At 37.9% G+C, this 19,444-nt stretch carries 15 protein-coding genes, 1 tRNA gene and 1 other annotated feature (1 of these 17 running past the window's edge); of the genes, 3 read left to right on the top strand and 13 right to left on the bottom strand.

From position 1 onward, the window contains the following. Window positions 1–24: 24 nt before the first annotated feature. The gene (locus JOC34_RS13350) at window positions 25–225 is read left to right on the top strand and encodes a hypothetical protein (RefSeq protein WP_205137274.1); all 201 of its coding nucleotides are present in this window, start codon (window positions 25–27) and stop codon (window positions 223–225) included. A 598-nt stretch (window positions 226–823) separates the two neighbouring features. Here the strand turns inward: JOC34_RS13350 and JOC34_RS21805 are convergent. Next, on the bottom strand, window positions 824–2,887 hold the full coding sequence (locus tag JOC34_RS21805) for a methyl-accepting chemotaxis protein (RefSeq protein ID WP_239544377.1): 2,064 nt from the start codon (window positions 2,885–2,887) through the stop codon (window positions 824–826). Between the two features lie 424 nt (window positions 2,888–3,311). On the opposite strand from JOC34_RS21805, the gene JOC34_RS13360 reads away from it, so the two are divergent. Next, a tRNA-Ser gene (locus JOC34_RS13360) sits at window positions 3,312–3,404 on the top strand. Between the two features lie 15 nt (window positions 3,405–3,419). Here JOC34_RS13360 and JOC34_RS13365 read toward each other — a convergent pair. From JOC34_RS13365 to JOC34_RS13410, 10 genes are all read right to left on the bottom strand, one after another. Next, the gene (locus tag JOC34_RS13365) at window positions 3,420–3,920 is read right to left on the bottom strand and encodes a GNAT family N-acetyltransferase (RefSeq protein WP_205137275.1); all 501 of its coding nucleotides are present in this window, start codon (window positions 3,918–3,920) and stop codon (window positions 3,420–3,422) included. Window positions 3,921–4,210: 290 nt separating this feature from the next. Beyond that, on the bottom strand, window positions 4,211–5,128 hold the full coding sequence (locus JOC34_RS13370) for an aldo/keto reductase (RefSeq protein WP_205137276.1): 918 nt from the start codon (window positions 5,126–5,128) through the stop codon (window positions 4,211–4,213). 26 nt (window positions 5,129–5,154) lie between these two features. Next, window positions 5,155–5,721 (bottom strand): DUF6241 domain-containing protein, encoded by a 567-nt coding sequence (locus JOC34_RS13375; RefSeq protein ID WP_205137277.1) that lies wholly within the window; start codon window positions 5,719–5,721, stop codon window positions 5,155–5,157. A 236-nt stretch (window positions 5,722–5,957) separates the two neighbouring features. Continuing rightward, a complete protein-coding gene (locus tag JOC34_RS13380) occupies window positions 5,958–9,227 on the bottom strand; it encodes a DUF6359 domain-containing protein (protein ID WP_205137278.1) in 3,270 nt (1,089 codons plus the stop codon). Between the two features lie 25 nt (window positions 9,228–9,252). Continuing rightward, window positions 9,253–11,067 (bottom strand): 5'-nucleotidase C-terminal domain-containing protein, encoded by a 1,815-nt coding sequence (locus JOC34_RS13385; protein WP_205137279.1) that lies wholly within the window; start codon window positions 11,065–11,067, stop codon window positions 9,253–9,255. A 364-nt stretch (window positions 11,068–11,431) separates the two neighbouring features. Beyond that, a complete protein-coding gene (locus tag JOC34_RS13390; protein ID WP_205137407.1) occupies window positions 11,432–11,806 on the bottom strand; it encodes a GNAT family N-acetyltransferase in 375 nt (124 codons plus the stop codon). Between the two features lie 440 nt (window positions 11,807–12,246). Next, window positions 12,247–12,963, bottom strand: coding sequence for an ABC transporter ATP-binding protein (locus JOC34_RS13395; protein WP_205137280.1), 717 nt, complete (start codon window positions 12,961–12,963; stop codon window positions 12,247–12,249). A 24-nt stretch (window positions 12,964–12,987) separates the two neighbouring features. Next, entirely contained in the window at window positions 12,988–15,501 is a 2,514-nt protein-coding gene (locus JOC34_RS13400) for an FtsX-like permease family protein (protein WP_205137281.1), read from the bottom strand. A gap of 45 nt (window positions 15,502–15,546) precedes the next feature. Then, entirely contained in the window at window positions 15,547–15,891 is a 345-nt protein-coding gene (locus JOC34_RS13405) for an ASCH domain-containing protein (RefSeq protein ID WP_205137282.1), read from the bottom strand. Further along, the gene (locus tag JOC34_RS13410; protein WP_205137283.1) at window positions 15,888–16,310 is read right to left on the bottom strand and encodes an NUDIX hydrolase; all 423 of its coding nucleotides are present in this window, start codon (window positions 16,308–16,310) and stop codon (window positions 15,888–15,890) included. Before JOC34_RS13410 ends, JOC34_RS13405 begins: the two co-directional genes overlap by 4 nt. 305 nt (window positions 16,311–16,615) lie before the next feature. Here JOC34_RS13410 and JOC34_RS13415 point away from each other — a divergent pair, with 305 nt between their 5' ends. Next, window positions 16,616–16,801, top strand: a complete 186-nt coding sequence (locus JOC34_RS13415; RefSeq protein WP_205137284.1) for an aspartyl-phosphate phosphatase Spo0E family protein — start codon at window positions 16,616–16,618, stop codon at window positions 16,799–16,801. A 322-nt stretch (window positions 16,802–17,123) separates the two neighbouring features. On the opposite strand, the gene JOC34_RS13420 is transcribed toward JOC34_RS13415, so the two are convergent. Next, the gene (locus JOC34_RS13420) at window positions 17,124–17,591 is read right to left on the bottom strand and encodes a GNAT family N-acetyltransferase (RefSeq protein WP_205137285.1); all 468 of its coding nucleotides are present in this window, start codon (window positions 17,589–17,591) and stop codon (window positions 17,124–17,126) included. A gap of 270 nt (window positions 17,592–17,861) precedes the next feature. Then, window positions 17,862–19,226, bottom strand: a complete 1,365-nt coding sequence (locus tag JOC34_RS13425) for an alkaline phosphatase (protein WP_205137286.1) — start codon at window positions 19,224–19,226, stop codon at window positions 17,862–17,864. 171 nt (window positions 19,227–19,397) lie between these two features. Further along, window positions 19,398–19,444 (top strand) — a binding site (T-box leader) (it continues 205 nt past the right edge of the window).

Here is a 19,444-nt window from a genome sequence, read left to right on the forward strand (position 1 = left end):
AAAATAAAAAAGTAGGTGTTAAAATTGAAAATCAAAAAACCAAGGTCCCCTCTTTCAAAAGCTAAATCTAGTGTAAAAAGAAAAGTAAAAAAATCCGTTGTTCCTGGATATGGTAAGGGTGGAGGAACAGCTTTAAGTAACCCTAAGAAATACATTAAGAAAAAATCGTTAGGACAACCACTTTCTAAAAAGAAGAAAAAAGGATTTTTTTCATTGTTTAAATAAGAAAGTTTTGCACAACTATAAAGTAATTTATAAATGAGTATTATATGAAATGATGGTTTGGAAGGATGGCGTACATTGCCTCCTGTTAGTTCACGAAAATGGAAAACCTTATAATCCCACCTCCATACAACACTGATGGAAAAGATTTATTATCCCATAAACTAGAATACATCAATATACATGCACATAGACACACATCCGCAACGTTGCTTATAAATGAAGGGGTTCATGGTTCATGCCAAAAAAATTCTGAACGATTATGATACGTTGACATACAAATCACGATGAACACCTATGCCCATGCTCTTCTACAGGCAGATGAAGTAGCTACTGATAAATTGGATTCTACAATAACAGACAGAGTTGGAAGATGAATATCTTTCGCCGATCACTTTGTCGTTTCCCGATTATTGGTTTTGAAATGGGGTCAGATGTGGCTAGATTAATCGTTTTGTCTTGAGATTAATAATACACTAATTCACTCGTAATGAAGGGCCGGGGGTTCAAATCCTCTCACTAGCATTAAAACAGAAACGCTCTAAGCCTTGACATAAAAGGAATAGAGCGTTTCTGTTTATTTTACAGTTAATATTTTTTATTAAAGTTTAAACTGATGAATTAATTCGTTCAATTCTTCGGCTAATTTGGCAAGGTCGTCTGAACTACTTGCGACTTCTTCCATTGAGCCTGATGTTTCTTGCGATGAAGCAGATACCTGTTCAATACCTGCAGCAGCCTCTTCCGAAATAGCTGCAATTTCTTGAATTGAACCATTCATTTCCTGTGTACCAGCGGCTATATCAGCTAAATTTCCGGCGACACCACGTATGTTATTAACCATTTGACCAATAGCCTGTTGTATTTCACCAAACGTGAGTCCAGTCATTTTTATTTGATTCGTTCCATCTTCAACCTCTTTATAACCTTCTTGTAGTGTTTCTGTTACATGACTTGTTTCATGCTGAATATCTTTAACAATGCCCGTGATATCTGTTACTGAGTCAGATACCTGTTCTGCCAACTTTCTTACTTCATCAGCAACAACAGCGAATCCCCGACCATGTTCCCCAGCACGAGCAGCTTCAATTGCTGCATTTAATGCTAATAAATTTGTTTGCTCAGCGATATCATTTATGATTGAAACTAAATTCGATATTTTATTAGAATGTTCATTTAACCCTTCTACTTTTTCTACGGTTTCACGGAAAACCCCATTAATCTTAGCCATTTCTCCCGCGGAAGATTCCATAAACTTACTTCCCTTATTTGTCATTTCAAGAACAGCACTAGATGAACGTGTAATGTCTCCCCCTTTTTCATCTGCTTCTTGAACCTTATTCGTGAATAACCCCATTACATTTGATAGTTCACTCGTCTGGTTTGCTTGCGATTCGGATCCCATTGCCAATTCTTGCATGGTTGATGCGATTTGTTCCGAACCGGTTTTGACCTCACTGGCAGATTGCGTTAACCCTTCACTTTGACTGTTAACTGTTTCTGAAACAGTATTAATTTTATTTAGTAACCCTCGTACTTTTTGATTCATTTGGTTTGTAGATAAAACTAATTGACCGATTTCATCACTTGATTTTGTCTGTAAATCATCTTGACTTAAGTCACCTGCAGCAAGTTGTTTCATTCGAATTGTAATAGCAGAAATTGTTTTTAACATATATTTTAAAAGAAAGAATACTAAAACACTAAGAATTAAACCAGCTAACCCAAACAGTAATATCATCGTATTCGTATAGGAACCCAGACTAGCTAAAGCCTCTTTCTGTGGAATAGAAGTTGCAACGGACCAACCTGTCGTCGGAACCGGCGAATAACCGATATATTCTTCGCGATCATTAACCTGACTTAGACTTAGTCCTTTGTCGCCTTTGATCATTTTCTCACCAATGTTACCAAGGTCACCTGACATGGACTGAAGTTTTGTTTCAAGGATAAGCGCGTCATTTGGATGATAAAGAATTGTTCCATCGTCAGAAAGCAAGAATGAATAGCCATCGTCGCCCAGTTCATAAGATTGCATCAGTTGTGGTAATTCATCTAGAAATAAATCTATTGCTACAAAGCCGACTGGTTGACCATCCACTTGAATTTGTTTCATGACACTCAAAATAACTTTTCCAAATACTTCATCCATATATGGCTCTGTGAAGTAAATATCATCCTTATCTAAAGCTGGTTGATACCAGGGTCGACTCGTAATATCAAAGTTTTTGTCCGATAATAAGTTGTCATTTCCAATCAAAAAATTCGCTTTGTTGCTAGCAATCCAAGCCATAGCAATACCATCGTCCATTTCGATAATTTTATCGAGTGTCTTCATTATTCCTTCATAATGGGGGTTTTTCTCTACTTCACTTCTCGACTTGGCCGTATCCAATAAATTAGCAACCTCTTGATTTGTTGCAAATTGCCTAACAAGTGCACCCTTCTCAGCAAATAAACTATCCACTTGACCTGCTATCGCGTCACTTTTTGTTGAAAGCTCTATTTCTGCACTTCGAACCAATAACGATTTGGTATACGAGTATATCACCGAACCTGTTATAGAAAGTATAATAACAATCGTTAGCATCAATACCAGAGATACTTTTGTTGAAATGCTATTGCGAATCCAGCTAAAGCCTTTGATATTTTTTGTTTTATTCATTTATTCCACCTCTTTGCTATTTTTATTGATGTTGATTTAGCTTTTGCTCCATCCCTACTTCTACATGAATCCCTTTACTTTATCGGGTCTTTTGTACTATTTTTAAGTGTTTTTCAAAAATAAAATAATTAATCTTGTTGATGCATCAAAAAGACGCAATTTAGCAGATTGAAGAAAGGAATTTATTTATGAGACTCAAATAAAAACAGGACTCGGGACAAATGCCCGAATCCTGTATAATAAACCTTATCCTTTACTTCTTTCTAACACTATTTTATACTGAAAAAGTAATATGCTTCATTGGAAATAGCCAATAAGCCAAAATGATTGATAACCAGCTTTTAACATATAAGTACTACCAAGGTCCTTGCCTGATATGGGATAAGGGACGACGGTTCAAATCATCTCACCCGAACTATTCCATGGAGAAGTACCCAAGTCCGGCTGAAGGGGATGCACTCGAAATGCATTAGGGCGGTCAAACGTCGCGTGGGTTCGAATCCCACCTTCTCCTCCATTCTTCTATAGTTTTTTACACCTCACTTTTTTCTTGCAAACCCATTCTCTGTTTTACCATCGTGATAAAGTTAGTATTCTCTGTTTGAAATTCCTTTGCTTTAACAAATCCAAACTTCCCGTATAAGTGTATCGCTCTTTTATTGAATGTTGCTACGGAAAGGCGTATATCGGTACCTGGAAAACCTTCATGGATCGAGGATAAGATGTATGATAAAAATGCTGAACCGTTGCCTTTTCCTGTAAGCCCTGGCTTCATTCCAAAACCAATATCTATCTGTTCTTCTTGATACACACCACACTGATTACCGGCAGGTACTTGCGCTGCAACTCCTACACAATAGAAACCGATCAAGATACCTTGCTGATCAACTAAGACATAGTATGTATTTTCAAGCATTTCCTTGACAGCATTATTTGATAACGCATTATTATAAAAGTCATATGGTTTAGCGTACTTCCAGTTCAGTATTTCCTTCGTATACTTTTCGGTCATGTTTTCAGTAAAAAGCTCCATTATTTCGCCTCTATTTTCATCTATTCAATTTATGAATCAACCTAATAATAAAAGCTAAGCGGGTTTTGCCATTCGTTTCGCTTTTTTACCATTCACCTTACTTTATATTTGACCATCATCGTATTTCTTGGGACGACTTCTTTTTCTAATCAGTTTTCTAATCAAAGGATAAATGAAAACTGAGATGATTAACCTTCTAATTATACGCTGCATCATTATTTCCTCCTTGTTCAGGATCTGCGGCTAAGTTACCGTTTATAGTAAGGATGTGCTTTAAACAGGATACAGCATTATGGCAATTCATTCCCAGCCGCGCGATAAATCTCGTACCATTCTTCTCTACTTATTTCAATATCAGAGGCCTTTGCAATATTTGTTAACCGTTCTAGATTCATCGTTCCTATAATGGTTTGGATTTTGGCTGGATGACGCAAAATCCAGGCAACTGCAATTGCAGATTTGTTTACGCCTTTTGTCTCTGCAATTTCCTGTAACTTCGTATTAACTTCTGGAAATTTATCATTATCGATGAATACACCTTCAAATAAACCATATTGAAATGGTGACCATGCCTGAATGGTCATATCGTTCAAACGACTATAATCCAGAATGCTGCCGTCCCGATCAATGGAACCATCCCATTTCATATTCACCTGCAATCCTTTATCAATCATTCCAGTATGCATGACACCGTATTGCAATTGGTTAACGATTAAGTCCTGTTCAACATATTTTTTTAACAGCTCTATTTGCATCGGGTTTTGATTACTTACTCCAAAATGATTTACTTTACCGCTTTTCTTTAAGATGTTGAAAGTCTCTGCTACTTCTTCGGGTTCAACTAGTGTATCTGGTCGATGAAGCAACAGTACATCGACATAATCCGTTTTTAAACGCCTTAGACTTCCATCAACCGCTTCGATAATATGTTCTTTGGAGAAGTCAAAGAATCCTTCTCTTATTCCCGCTTTTGTTTGTAAATACATTGTTTCCCGAACAGAAGGGTTCATCCCAATCGCATTGGCGAATACTTCTTCTGATTTTCCTCCGCCATAGATATCTGCATGATCAAAGAAGTTAATTCCGGCTTCTATCGCATTGTTAATCACTTTAGCCGCATCTTTCTCTTCTAAATCACTTATTCGCATACAACCTAAAGCAATATTCGATACTTCTAAACCACTTTTACCTAATTCCATATATTTCATAGGTGCACCCTCTCAACTTTCATATGTTAGTCTGCATTTTTTTCAACGTAATCCTGTTCTTCTTCCTGGCTTAAGATACCGGTTGCCTTGCCCACCGTTCCACCTTGCAGATCCCAAATCACATTGTGATCGACATCAGCATCAGCAAAATTACCATCCTTCCACTTCTCTAAAATAGACCTATAAGCATCTTCATGTTCCACATTTACTTGATCCAAGCCATCCAATAACCACTCGATCCGGTCTGGATGAATTTCATAAAACCCCCATTTTTTATTAGCTTCTACTTTTTGATGGGACATTCCATGGATATATTCCTGATACATTGCATCTGTTAAACCATCCATCTTCGTATGCTCCCCAAATGGATTAAGACCTTGTTCTTTAAATTCAGCTAAGTCTTCTTCTGTAATTGTTCCTTCTATTTCAGTTCTTTGTTCCTCCAACTCCTGTCTTTCCTCATCCCCAGCCTTACCCGCTTTCGATGTTATATCCATTGTCCCCTTTTCATTATTAAGCCATTGATAGCCACCCCAAAGGAAGGCCCCAATGAAAAATATACTAAATAAAATGACGATGGACCATTTTTTCATACAAATCCCCCAATTACACGCACATAATCTAAATACAATTTTGTTCACCCTACTTACTTATTCTAGAAAAGACAACAATATCCTGCCTCACGCTCAAAAAAATCGCATATTCAGTATGATACGCTGAACGCTTCTAATAGAAAATATCGACCTGTCTAAACGGCATGTTTATCATTTCCAATAAAAACAAAACCCGTAGCAGAAAATAGTATCTGCTACGGGTTTTTGAGATCATGCTATAATAGTTTCCTTTTCCGGATAATCAAAATTGTTCCACCAGCTATGAGTAAAACACTACCAATTAAGATCGATAAATACATGTTTGTCGCAGTAATCGGTAACTTAGATCCACCAATAGCATCTTGATTACCTACTATGCCGTTATCGGTATTATCATTGTCATCGTTTTGAACTGGAATTATTTTATCTACGTCATCTTTTCCACTACCTGGCTCTTCAGGTTTGCTAGGCTTTTCTCCCACTTCTTTATCTGCATTTTCTCCCCCCGCTAAATCCAATTGCGTTAATACAGGCTCATGATCACTTGCGCGTCCATGCATTTCAGTGAAATCTGCATTGATATGAAGTATATCGATGTCTGCATCTTCTACTAAATTATCCGATACAAGCACATGATCAATAACTTGTGAGTTGCCTTGATAGACGTACGAATAACGTTTTTCCTCAGGGACGTTTTCAATCATATCTGTTAATTCATTTCCTTTTAGTGCTGCAAGTGGATTCGAAAACTCAAAATCGTTCATATCACCGAGAACGATAATGTTTTCATCTGGATTATCTGCCTGAACATCTTGAACAAAACCATTCAAAATCCGAGCTAACTCCATCCGTTGAGCCTCACTGGCTAATTCTGGCGGCTGATTTTTTCCAAACACAGGGTCATCGCCCAATTTTGAATTCAAATGATTTGCGACAACCACAACACTATCGCCTTTAAATTCAAATTGTGTTGCCAGCGGTTTTCGTGTACCTTCAAACCATTCATCTAACGGAGCTATACGACCTGGATTCAATGTCAGACTACCATTTTCATAGCCAACTGCTTCATCCGCTGCACCATCTTTCGCTTCTGCAAGGGAAACTCGTGCAGGATTATACAGAAAACCTACACGGATATTTCCGTGTGGTGCACCGCCGTCTTCATTGTAGTTTGGATCAATATTAACATACGCATACCGAGGACCATTCGCCTCTTCTATTACATCGATCAATCTTTCATAGCTTTCAGATGCATCGGCATCTTCCGGTCCCTCTTCCTGGCCATTATTGTCCTGAACTTCAATGATTCCAACAATGTCGGGGCTTTCCATATCTTGAACAAATGCCCGAGCAATATTTTTCGCCTTATCATCTGGTGTTTCACCAGCACTTGTATTCGCAGAAAAGTTCTCCACATTATAGGACGCAACGGTTAATTTATCCTCGTCCTTTGCAATATCGGTTGGTGCCGGTTCCGTATCACCTTCCACAAATACATCTTCGACCTCATCCAAATCAGCGTAAACTTTGTAGTTTGAAAACCCATAATTTACAACGCCCGTCATCGATTCCGTAAACATATCGCCCGTTTTCACAGCGAAATCCCTTGCTTCATCGTTTGGATATAGCTTGAATTGAATCGACTGTGCATTTGGCCCTTTCTCCCGCAAACGAATACCGCCATTTATCGTATCTGTTTCAAATTCTTCTGTTGCGACGACCAGGTCCCCATGTTCTTGAGGGGCTACCGCTTTTGATGGCGCAACTTCAACACGCATGCCTTCCATACTTTCCCAAAAGTCAATCGCATAATTTTCCGGTTCAAAATCATCAAAGCCATTCTCACCAATTACTTCTGATGGAATATCTGAAGAGGTAATCTTGATCGGTTCTGGCAATGCCACATCACTTTCTAACACTTCAATGCTTCCCCCTTGATCATCACGCGCATTGATTTGCGTTACAGGTAAATCTGTTTCCGCCTTTTCGTCGTAGCCATCAATGTAATATTCATCCACCATACCAGTCACACTAATCCTATCCCCAATTGCCACATCTTCAGCCTTTCCCGTATAAATGACAATTCCTTCCGATGTTTTAGGATCACCGTCATACTTATCTTCAGAGCTTTGTATGTGAAAATAGTTCGATCCTCTAATATCATACTGATAGGTGACAATCCCTTCGACATCATTGACCACACTATCAATCATCGGTGATTCATGACCTTCACCCTGAATATCATGAATTTGAATTCCCGCCTCAGCATCATATACTTTGTATATAAATGTACTTACTTTACTTGGATTAAGCCCTTCTTGCTTCGCTACTGCTTTCACTGTTAGGTCTTCATCAACAACAATTGGTTTTTCATATACTTGCCCATTTTCTTCTGTTGGTTCCGAGCCATCGGTTGTATATATTATTTCGGCATCTACAGTCGTTGTAGTCAACTCTACTTCCGTTCCTGAGGCAATTGTCCCTTCATTTGGTGATGCGGAAACCGGTTGTACCACCGATGTGTCTTCAACGACATCTGATTTATCCCTTGGAATCATTTGATAGTCGTCATCGAACTGTTGAATAATTCCTGTGATAGATGCATAGTTTCCTTCCGAGAGATCTAGAGAATTGTTTTCATCCCGTATTAAAAATTCAGTTCCATCTGTAACTACATAATTTGTCCAACCCTCCCCATTCTGTGTACCCTCTATCGTTACATCTTTCACAGTAACGAGCTTGGATTCATTTTCCTCCTGATTGACTGCCTCACCAGTCAATTCAACGGGATCCGGGACGCCAACTCCCGCTTCTTTTTCTTCCAATTCCGCAGCATTCAGTTGTAACAAGCCATGATAATCTTGTAAATTTCCACTTACCGTTATTTCGTCCCCTACTTGCGCATCAAGAGAAGTTGGTCGTACAGCAATTGCCCCACTTTTATCTTGAATATGGATCGTATTTTTCAGCCTCGCGGTGACCGTTCCTTTCACCATTGCTGCACCAGTTCCCTGTACACGTGCTTCAGCAATGGTCATCAGTTCCAACGGGTCTTCCGTTTCATTGTCATCAGAGGTAAAGACAATTGCCGTCGTATCTTTTAATCCATTTCCACCAAAGTATTTTTCTAAATCACCTGTCACTTGCACCGCGTTATCCAGATTATCAGGGTTTGATTTTAATCCAAAGCCATCACGAAAACTGCCAGGTACTTGAACAAAAACCATTTTGTCTATATCGGTTTCTTCTGGATCATTCGCCATAGCAAAATTAGTATCACTATTGAAATCTGTTCTAGATACATTTTTTTGACTGATAACATATCCAACAATATACCCTTCTACCGTATCAGTATCTCCATCATTATCTTTAGCAATAGCATCGTCCACTGAGATAATGTCTTCTGCAGCACTTACAATACTTTCTGACATCGGTGTCAACAGACTTAACAATAAAAAGAAGATCAAAACAATACTGGAATTCCTGCTTAGCTTCTGTCGCTTCATTCATTTCTCCCCCTCTATTAAGTGGCTATCTTACCTTCTTTTTCCTCAAGAACAATACGGTCCCACCAGCAACAACCAGAATACTTCCAATCAAAATGAGTGAAAACATATTCGTAGCTGTCTTTGGCAATTCTGAACCATTTGGATTGCCATCTTCTTTTATAGGCGTTTCACCTTTAAGATCGGTAATACGGTCTTCTATTTCAGGATCTACTTGCCCATTCAAATCCTCAACCATATAATCCCGCAGTTGCTCCCAGTCAATTTCACCGATATCCTTTACACGACCATCCGCATAGGCCTTGGCAAATACATCAAATCCATCGCCGCCCTGAGCGGTAAAACCATTCGTTGTAATTAAATAGGTCTTCCCCTCATCGATTGGCTGGTAGTCATCACCTTGTTTCATTTCCATGGATTTGATTCTGGAGCCAACCTCTTTTGTGCTATCATACGTATATCTCATCCCAGCTACATGCAAGAATCCGCCACTCTCCGCTGGTTCTTGACTTACACTGTGTTCCAAGGCTTGTTTTAGCTCAGCACCTGTCAAATCCACGATTACAGGATTGTTGCCAAATGGCAGTACACTAATCACTTCGCCAACTGTAATCGGCCCTTTAAGGATTGCTTCACGAATACCTCCGCCGTTTTGCAAAGCAATTTCAGTATCACTAAACTTTTCCTTTGCTTTTGCTAGCATCGCGTCTGTTACCAAATTACCAAGCGCCGTTTCCGTTGCCCTGACACTATCCTCACCCGGGTTGTCTTGACGTGGATTAGGCAGGTCTTTCAACGCTTCAGCACCTGTCTCCTCTGTCATAATTTCATCCACTTCATCAGCATACGGTTGTAATACTTCAACCGCTTCAGGATCTGCTTCTTTATCAGCTACTTCCAGTAACTCCCCAGTATGATCAACTACAACACCATCTTCATCAAAGTTGACATCCAAAGTTCCAAGGTACTCGGCATATTGAAACGCTTGCACAATGACTGTTGGATCCTTTACTTCGCCTTTTTCATCCCTATCCACAACAACAGGTTCATCCAGCTGTGTATGAGAATGCCCGCCAACAATTACATCAATACCATCTACCTCTGCCAGTAATAAATCATTTCCCACCACAGGGTTACTGTCATAACCGATATGTGTAAGTGCTATAATTTTGTTAATACCTTCATCTTCGAATTCCTGTACAGCTTCTTCTGCAGCATTTTTATAATCACTAAATGTAACATTTACAGGGCTGGCAATATCTTTTGTATCTTCTGTCGTCAACCCAAATATTCCTATTTGCTCTCCATCAACTTCTTTTATAATGCTGCTATAAATTTCTCCGTTGTCTGGTTCATCAACTAATGTTTCATCACGAACCAAATCTTTCATAAACGCGTCTCCAGAAAAATCTATATTGGAACTAACAAAAGGAAAATGAGCTTTCTTTACAAATTCAGATAGTGATTTGTGGCCATCTTCCCGATCACCAAGATCAAATTCATGGTTACCAAACACCATTGCATCAAAATTCATCAGATTCATCATTGCCAGGTCAGCCTGCCCGTTGAACGCATTAAAATACATTGTTCCCGAAAAGACATCGCCCGCATGAAACAGGAGCGCATCCGGCTTCACCTCACGCACCTCGTTAATTGCAGTTACCATTCTTGTCATGGGCTCTACATGCGCATGTGTGTCATTCATATGCATGATGGAAAGTGTAAAGTCTTCTGTGTCCGCATCATCTGCAGCAAATGCAACGGGAACAAAGATAAAAGAAATTATCATTACAAGTACCGTCATTATCCCCGCAAATTTGCCAAACATTGCCGTGTTCATAAAGTGCATCCTCCCCAGATTTTTTAGATAATTAAAAAGATATAAATTCCTAGTAAAAATAAGATCTAGATGATTTGTGATTATTATGAATATAGTAATTATAAAAGAGACAGCAGCTATTTATAAGAGGAAAAAGTCCTGTTTACAGGAAGTTGTGCGTAGGGATATCGTTATCAAACGATGGAATTTTGGGGATGATAGAATACGTTTCTCTAAATATATATTTCGACGTACCTCCGCAAAATCCTTTAAAAAAGGTACAATTCTTTTAAGGAATTGTACCAGGTATTGATATCGAAAACTTATATGTTATTTCGAAAAGGTTTTATACACGCGCATATTCCAGTGTTCTACTATTTCAAGATTACTGGATATCTTTTTTAAACACAAAACTAACTTTACTGTAATCCATTTTTTCTTCATAAAATCGATGTGCATCTATGCGCTGAAGTCCAGATGACAAAGCAACACTTTTATAATCATGTTCTTCAGCCCAATTATGTATGTAAGTCAGCAGTTTTTCACCATAACCTTTTGAACGCTCCAATTCGTCCGTAACCAAATCACAAACCCAGACAAAGCGCCCATAATAGAGTGTTATCATCGGTTTATATCCGGCAACTGCCACTACCTTTTCACCGTGGTATAATGCAATCATTCTATACATATCTACTTCTTTAGCTTCTTTCACTAGTTCTAGATATTCATTTTTATTTAAGTGGGTTCGCAATTGCTTCATTACTGAAAATGCTTCAAAAAGCTCCTGATCAGATTGTAATTGTTTTATAATCAAATTATTGCTCAAACTATTCTCTCCTGTCTAAACCAACTTACTTGCCTGTTAATGGTGATTGACTTTTTCCCTTGTCATCTTTCTTAAAGTAATTGGAATAAATGATTTGGAACCTAGAAGTAGATTCGTATTTTCGATTGATTTATGTTGAATTTAGTTATTATAGTTTTTATCGCCTTTTTCCAAAAGTGAAAACAAGATCAGAAAATATATAGATAATAACGAAACCAACAAAAATCATAATCCAAACACTATTATTACTAAAATTGTTAAAAATTTATATCAACCTAAGGTAGTGAGAATAAGCTTTATCAATAAATTACACTTATTCATATTTGGTAAATTCTCCTCAATTCATTTGTTCTTTCCCATAATTTATTAAAGAATTACTTCTTTAAATTTTCTATTGCTGCAAAATCCTCCGCCGAATCCTTCTCGATCATCCCATCCCTCATATGAATAATCCGATTACTGTATGCCGCAGCTTCCTGTGAATGAGTAACTTGCACAATCGTGATTCCTTTTTCCTGATTGATTTTACGAAAGAGCTCCATGATTTCAGTTCCTGATTGGCTGTCTAAATTTCCAATTGGTTCATCCGCCAGTATTAGCTTTGGGCTTGCAATCAATGCTCTCGCAATGGCAACTCTTTGTTGTTGTCCCCCAGATAATTCACGTGGTGTGAAGTTTTTCCGTTCTGTTAAACCAACAATCTCCAGGATGTTATCCAAAGTTTGCTCATAATCCTTCTTCTTTTTTCCATCCATGGTAATGGGCAATAATATATTTTCGACCACTGTAAGATTTTGAACGAGATTATAAAATTGGAAAACAAACCCCATGTTCCGGCGCCTCATCACACTTTTTGATTTATCGTTCATTTTGTTAATATTACTTTGGTCAAAAAATACACTGCCAGCTGTTGGGGCATCCAGACCACCCAATAAATAAAGCAAAGAACTCTTCCCACAGCCGGACGGCCCCATAATCGCAACAAACTCACCATTTCTCACTGTAATTGAGATACCTTTCAGCACCGGAACTTCCCGGTTGCCAACGGAATAACTTTTATATAGTTTATCGGTTTCAATAATATCCGGCATGTCTAAACACCTTCCCCTTTATGGTTACTCATATCTCAGTTCTTTGAGCATATTCATTTTCAGGACTTTTCTTACTGTAGCGAAAGAAGACAAGGTCAGTATGACAAAGATAATGCCACATAAAATACCGTATAAGGCAAAATTAAAGCTCAGTTCTACCCGTAATTCAATCGCATAGAGTAATTTTCCCAGGACAATATTCATGAATAACCCACCAATAAATCCGATTACAGCTACTGCAATAAAGGTTGTCATCATCTCATAAAGTTGCATTTTAACGACCTGGCCTCTACTCATACAAACAGAATAAAGCACAGCATACTCCTTTTTCCTTTGTAAAAAAGAAACAATCAGATTATTGGTAATGCCCAGTAACCCGATGATCATTCCCATTAAGATAATCAGGGTGATGCCACTAATCAATGTATCAATGGTTGCCTTTTGACTCGCGAGCTTTTCGTCAAAGGTTGTAACTATAGCATCTGAATCCATTAATAATTCCGATAGTTCTTTTTTCACACTTTCAACATTGTACCCAGGCTGCACTTTTACACCAATTTGATTGTAAGTACCAGCAAAATGATCCTTGAAGTAATTTAGGTTCAGTAAAGCGGTTGTTCTGCCTGGACCGTTTCCATAACTGTCGATGAATCCAGCAACAACAACATTCAGATCTTCTTTATTTATGTTTTTATCTTTTGTGTCAACCTTCTGTAACTGGATTGTATCCCCAATTCCTACTGTATATCGCTTTGCCTGGTATGCATCAATAAGAATGCCATCAGGATAACTTTCTATTTCTGATTTAGCATCATCAATAAAAGTTATCCCCGAAGTATGTTTATCAAATGCTTCAAAATCCTCGATGCCTAGCACACTAAATTGTTCCATGTCACCTTTGGGATGGAACTTTGCAATGTCGATGTAATCTAGGCGATAATCAGACACCCCATCTACCTGCTTAACGTCTGTATAAAAGGAAGGGTCCTCGTTTAAGTTATTGATGCCAATATCATAATCCTTTTTGATTGCGTCACTTATATAATCATTTAACCCTTTCGTTGTCGTTCCAACAATCATTAATAAAATCAGAACAATAATCATCATACTGCAATTATTTGAAACAATCTTGTTGTTACCGATATTTTTTATCCCCAGCAACATTTCACCATTTGTTGATCGTTCAAATAACTTACTGAGCCCTTTCGCGACCAGATTTAGTAAAGCTGGAACCAATAAAATCAATGATATAATAAAAAACAAAACAGATAAAGCACCATATAATAATTGGTCCATTGTGTTGATATAGTACAAAATAAAGGCACCTATCAATAAAACGAGCCCCAAGAAAGATGACATCTTAGATCGTTTTTGTGCGGTTTGCGTTGTATTTAAAATAATTTCTTTTAACGGTTTTCTATTCATACTTACGATATGTATCATGCCAACACATACCGGAAAAAACATTCCGAATGCGACCGCTATTCCTACATAAACAGGAGAATAGCTTACCACTGTCTCCAATCCAAATTCCTTATATTCGTTAAAAACATCAGCAATGGGCTGGAGCAGAGCGAAAGAAATGGCAATGCCCAAGACCGTTCCAATCATGCCATATACTAAAAATTCCATTCCAAGCAAACCATTCATCATGCGTTTACTCGTTCCAATGCTCCGGAATGTACCTACTATCGGCATTCGTTCGGAAACAATGATTTTAGATAACGACAATATAACATAAGCACTGATCAACACAATAATTATGATAGCTGCCATCATTGCTATTTCAAATGTTTCTTCGTCTCTATCGTTTGAATTCATTGTATCTGACTTTTGTATGGAAAAATCCTTGTTGTCACTGGCTAACTCGTCGATTGTCTGGTCAACTCGTTCATCCGGTACCCTTAGCAGTGTGCTAGTAAATTGATTTTCTGTTCCATACATCTCATTCACTTGTTCCGGCGCTGTAACTAAAAGCAGTTGATCTATTTCCGAGTAATAGATTCCATTTGTTTCACTGATAGCGCCTACTTTAAAATGATATGACTGCTCATCTACTGCAACTTTTACCGAATCACCTATATCTAACCCATAATCTGTAGCTGCCTTTTGACTAATGATTGCGCTGTTTCTGTCTAATGTAAAATTATTTTCAGATTTTATTGGAGCGATTAATGCCATCTGTAGGGCCCGTTCATAATTCATACCTATTAAAGAAACTTTGACACTTTTACCGTCCATATGGCTTTTGCCCGTCGTCATAACCATATCGTTCTGTGACTGCATCTCAAGGCTTTTCGTATCTAAATCCGAAGACGCATAAAAAGGGCTATTATCGTCTGAATCCTTGGTAATCACGATATTCGAATTCCCGTAGGCTCCTTGTACCATCGTTTGATATGTATCATTTATGATTTTATTCAGACTAATTCCGATAAAGATAATTGCCGTGGCAAGTAAGATCGTCAATATAACAATTATGGTTCTTAGCTTTTTCTCCACGATATTACGCAAAATATGCTTTATGATACTGGTCATATTGGATCCCCCTTCCCTTAGCAGGCATGATTAATCATTACAGATTTATACTAACAGTCTGATTGTAATGGCCAATGTTCCCCACCGCTCTTCTTGCTCCGATGAATAGATTTGATAAGTATCTTTCAACATCTTATCTATTGACTGTCCTGTAGCATCTAAGTCGTCAGCTGGAATCGTTTCATACATATCTTGAAATGAATCATATCTTTTTAGTTCTAACACTTTGGTCCTTAGGGTCTCTGTTTTATCCGGCATTTTTATGAATTCAATCATATCACCACAGCTTATCTTTCTTCTTTTTTCATCATTCAGACGTACTTCAACTGTTTTTTTTCCTGATTTGATGGATTGAAAAGGTTGCTCATATAATTTCATTGTATGTATCATCGTTGAACTCCTTTCATTTTTTTATGGATAAAGTTCAATAAAAATGCTCTGTCCCCTTCAAATGAAAGTGACAACTGCTTTATTTCATTGGTTGATTTCCATCCAATTTCATAAATTAAATGATCCGGATCCTGAATCACAGGCATACCGCCAATTACCTCTACCTCAAAATAATGAACTTTTACCTCTATACCTTGTTCGACAGATTCTTTGATAAACAAGGCCTTAACGATTTGCACATCATAGCCGGTTTCTTCACTGATTTCTCGCATGCAGCATGCTTCAAAAGTTTCGTTTTTTTCCTTCTCACCTGAAGGGATAGACCATCGTTTTCCTTCTTCAGGCAACCCTTGTTTTACCATAAGAATTTTGCCTTGATCATTTATACAAATCCCAGCCGCTCCATACCATTTTTTCAATTGCATCCTCCATTCACTGATTCCCTTTCTCCTTAATAAGATTCGCCATATTCAGTTAAATCCCTGCATAAAAGAAAAAACCATTTCCGATTCATCCTTTTAGTTATTTTACTTCCCACCAAACTGTGATTAAAAAAGAGCGTACAGATAGCGGTTGTTTAATTTATTTCATCGTGAATAATTTGTCGAACCTTGTAATAAAAGAACTACTTTTGCAGAATCTGTTGAATTATATTTTAAAAGAGCGCATAATGATTTCCGTTGTGTGCTTTTTCTGAAAAAAATAGCGAAAGGAAAGAAAATAGATGTCCCAATTGACGGAAATAACCAGTTACGATCTATCAATAGCCATTTTACATAAAAAGGAGGAAATGATTAAAATCGGAATGATTTACGGATTGTCTGATAAGCGGACACTAAAATGTAGTCAACAGCTAGACAACCTATTAAACCAATATACGTTTAAGAAACAGCAACGTTTTGCGGGTTGATATGTCGGCAAATTGCGGGACTGCTGCTCTAAGACAGCAGTCCATGCACTGGGTCTATTATTTTAGATTGGTTTCACCCTCCTTCCCTCTGTTCTCCAGTCATTCATTTGAATTGTTTAAACATCTCTTCACTTCATTTATTTCTTCTGATATGTAATCCAAGGTATACAAGGTGAGAAAGGAAATGTCTTAAACACCTCCATGGCATAATCATCCGTTGTATCAAACTTTCTCTAATAAAAAAATGAGTCTATCTGGCCAAACCGTTTTAACAACTGGTGCAATTGCTTTCTGTTTTCATCCTTCTGAATGCGAATCAGCATCATAATCTTCCTTTCATTCGAATCACTTTACCATCGAGTTCTGATCCAATCTCTACCATTCCATTTTTCAAATAAAACTTCATCGCCTGTTTATTGCCAGGTGCGACTCGCAAATGATATTCATCCAGATGATTTTCCTTGAAAAAATTTAGTGCATATTGATGCAGTTCTTTCCCCAAACCCTTTTCGCGTTTCTCGGGAATTAAATAATACAGATGAACGTATCCAATATGCTTTCCAGTGTATTCCCGAGTAGACAGTTCCAGCTGCCCGATAGCTTCATTGTTTTCTTTCACCAAAACAAATCCATTAGGAAATACTTTTATCTTTTCTTCTAGCCAATTCATGTAATCATCTTCTTTCCCAAAGGCAGAAGCATTACCAAAACTGGCTACAAAGGAATCTTTTCGAAATAGGATAACTGTTTTTCGGTCTTTTTCTATGTCAATGTTTTTAAAATGGAGCATGTGTATACACCCTCTTTTTTATATTTGTGATATAAAGTGAGGCTTTGTTTCCCCATTTTTGCATTCGCAATGTATGTGCATTTATTGTCTTTTAGTTCACTTTCTTATGGCTATTCCTAAACTATAAAACACCTATCCTAATTATACTTTATAATAGTCAGATATTAAATCCTATTATTTTATAATTCAGTTATGTTAGATTGAAATGAAATTAAAAAAGAAGCCTATCAACAAAGTAGGCCTCTCCTTTCATTATAAAGACGTGGACATTTATTCCCCTAATTTAATATCCGCTGCGTCAGTAATAATTTTTGGTAAATCAGTATTGTCATGAAAGCCCGAAAACTGATCCGATTTTGGTCCGTATGCATAAACTACATTTGCCACTCCAGTATGGTTACTACTTGTCCAGCCGATACTTGCCCTGTCACTGATGATTGAGTTAATGGCGTTGGCAGTATTGTCAGCTTTTTGTATCTTTCGGGCTTCTTTTTTGGTTAATTCAAAATCTGTATACGTTTCGATTACTTCGTTGGCGTTAGAACGGTCTTTGTTTAATTTCGATGCCATGTGATCACCAGTTGCTGCTACACTTCTCAGCACCTCGGGGTTTGCATCAGATGATCCGTTCGCACCAACTGTCATGCCGCCAGTTTCATGATCCCCACCGATGACAACAAGTGTTTCACCATCTTTTTCCGCAAATTCTATTGCCTTTTCAACTGCTTCTTCAAAAGCCTCAACTTCATTCATAGCCCATGCTGCATCATTAGCATGTCCTGCCCAATCAATCTGGCTTCCTTCAACCATGAGGAAAAAACCATCTTTGTCTTCTTCAAGTACATCAATTGCACTTTCTGTCATATCAGCCAGGCTTGGCTCTTCCGTATCCGCACGATGCATTTCAGGCGATAGCGCATCATCTGCAAACAGACCAAGCAGCTTATCCCCTCTTTCAACATCAATGTCTATATTTTTCTGTAACGCATCACGTGTTTCAATAAACTTGTAACCTTGTTCTCTAGCTTGTTCAAGCAAATTAACTTCTACTTGATTTCCACCTTCAAATTCAGGCAAGAAGTTATTTTTCCCTCCTCCAAGTAGCACATCTACCTCGTTGGCAACCATCTGTTTTGCGATTGCTGTCTCATTATCTCGATTATCAACGTGAGAAGCAAATACAGCCGGAGTTGCATGGGTAATAGTGGAGGTGGCCACTAATCCAGTAGACATATCTTCTTGCTGCGATGCTTCCAGAATTGTTTCCAGTTCATTTCCTTCCGTATCAACACTGATCATGCCATTATTCGTTTTTTCTCCTGTTGCCATCGCAGTTCCTGCCGCCGCTGAATCCGTGATATTGGAATTAGCGGAATGCGTTGTATACATCCCTTTCAAATGTTGATCCCATATTGCATTTTCCCCTTTGTACATACGATAGTTCGTAGCATAATCGGCATTAAAGCCATCCGGGATCATATAGATCACATTCTCAATTTTTTTATTCTCTTTTTCGACCCAATCTGTTTTTCCTTTCCCAGTCCCATCTGACTTTCCAGCTTCTGCTGTCCCCATACTCGTTCCAGTAAATACAAGACCAACACTAAGTGCAACAACCCCAATTTTTTTAATCAATCCATTCATCTCTCCTCTCGATTTTTAAATCTATTACAAGCATAACGGATAGATATTAAGAGAGAGTTAATCTATTGTAAAGAGTCTGTTAACTTTTAATATGATGTTCCAAATGATTACTTTGACAAAATGATGTGTAAGCTGTATGATAACCTATAATTAAAACATCGAATAAATTCGTTGACGAGAACGAGTATGCATGTATTCTGTCCCACAGA

The sequence above is a fragment of the Virgibacillus halotolerans genome (assembly GCF_016908515.1).
Taxonomy (GTDB): domain Bacteria; phylum Bacillota; class Bacilli; order Bacillales; family Amphibacillaceae; genus Virgibacillus_M; species Virgibacillus_M halotolerans.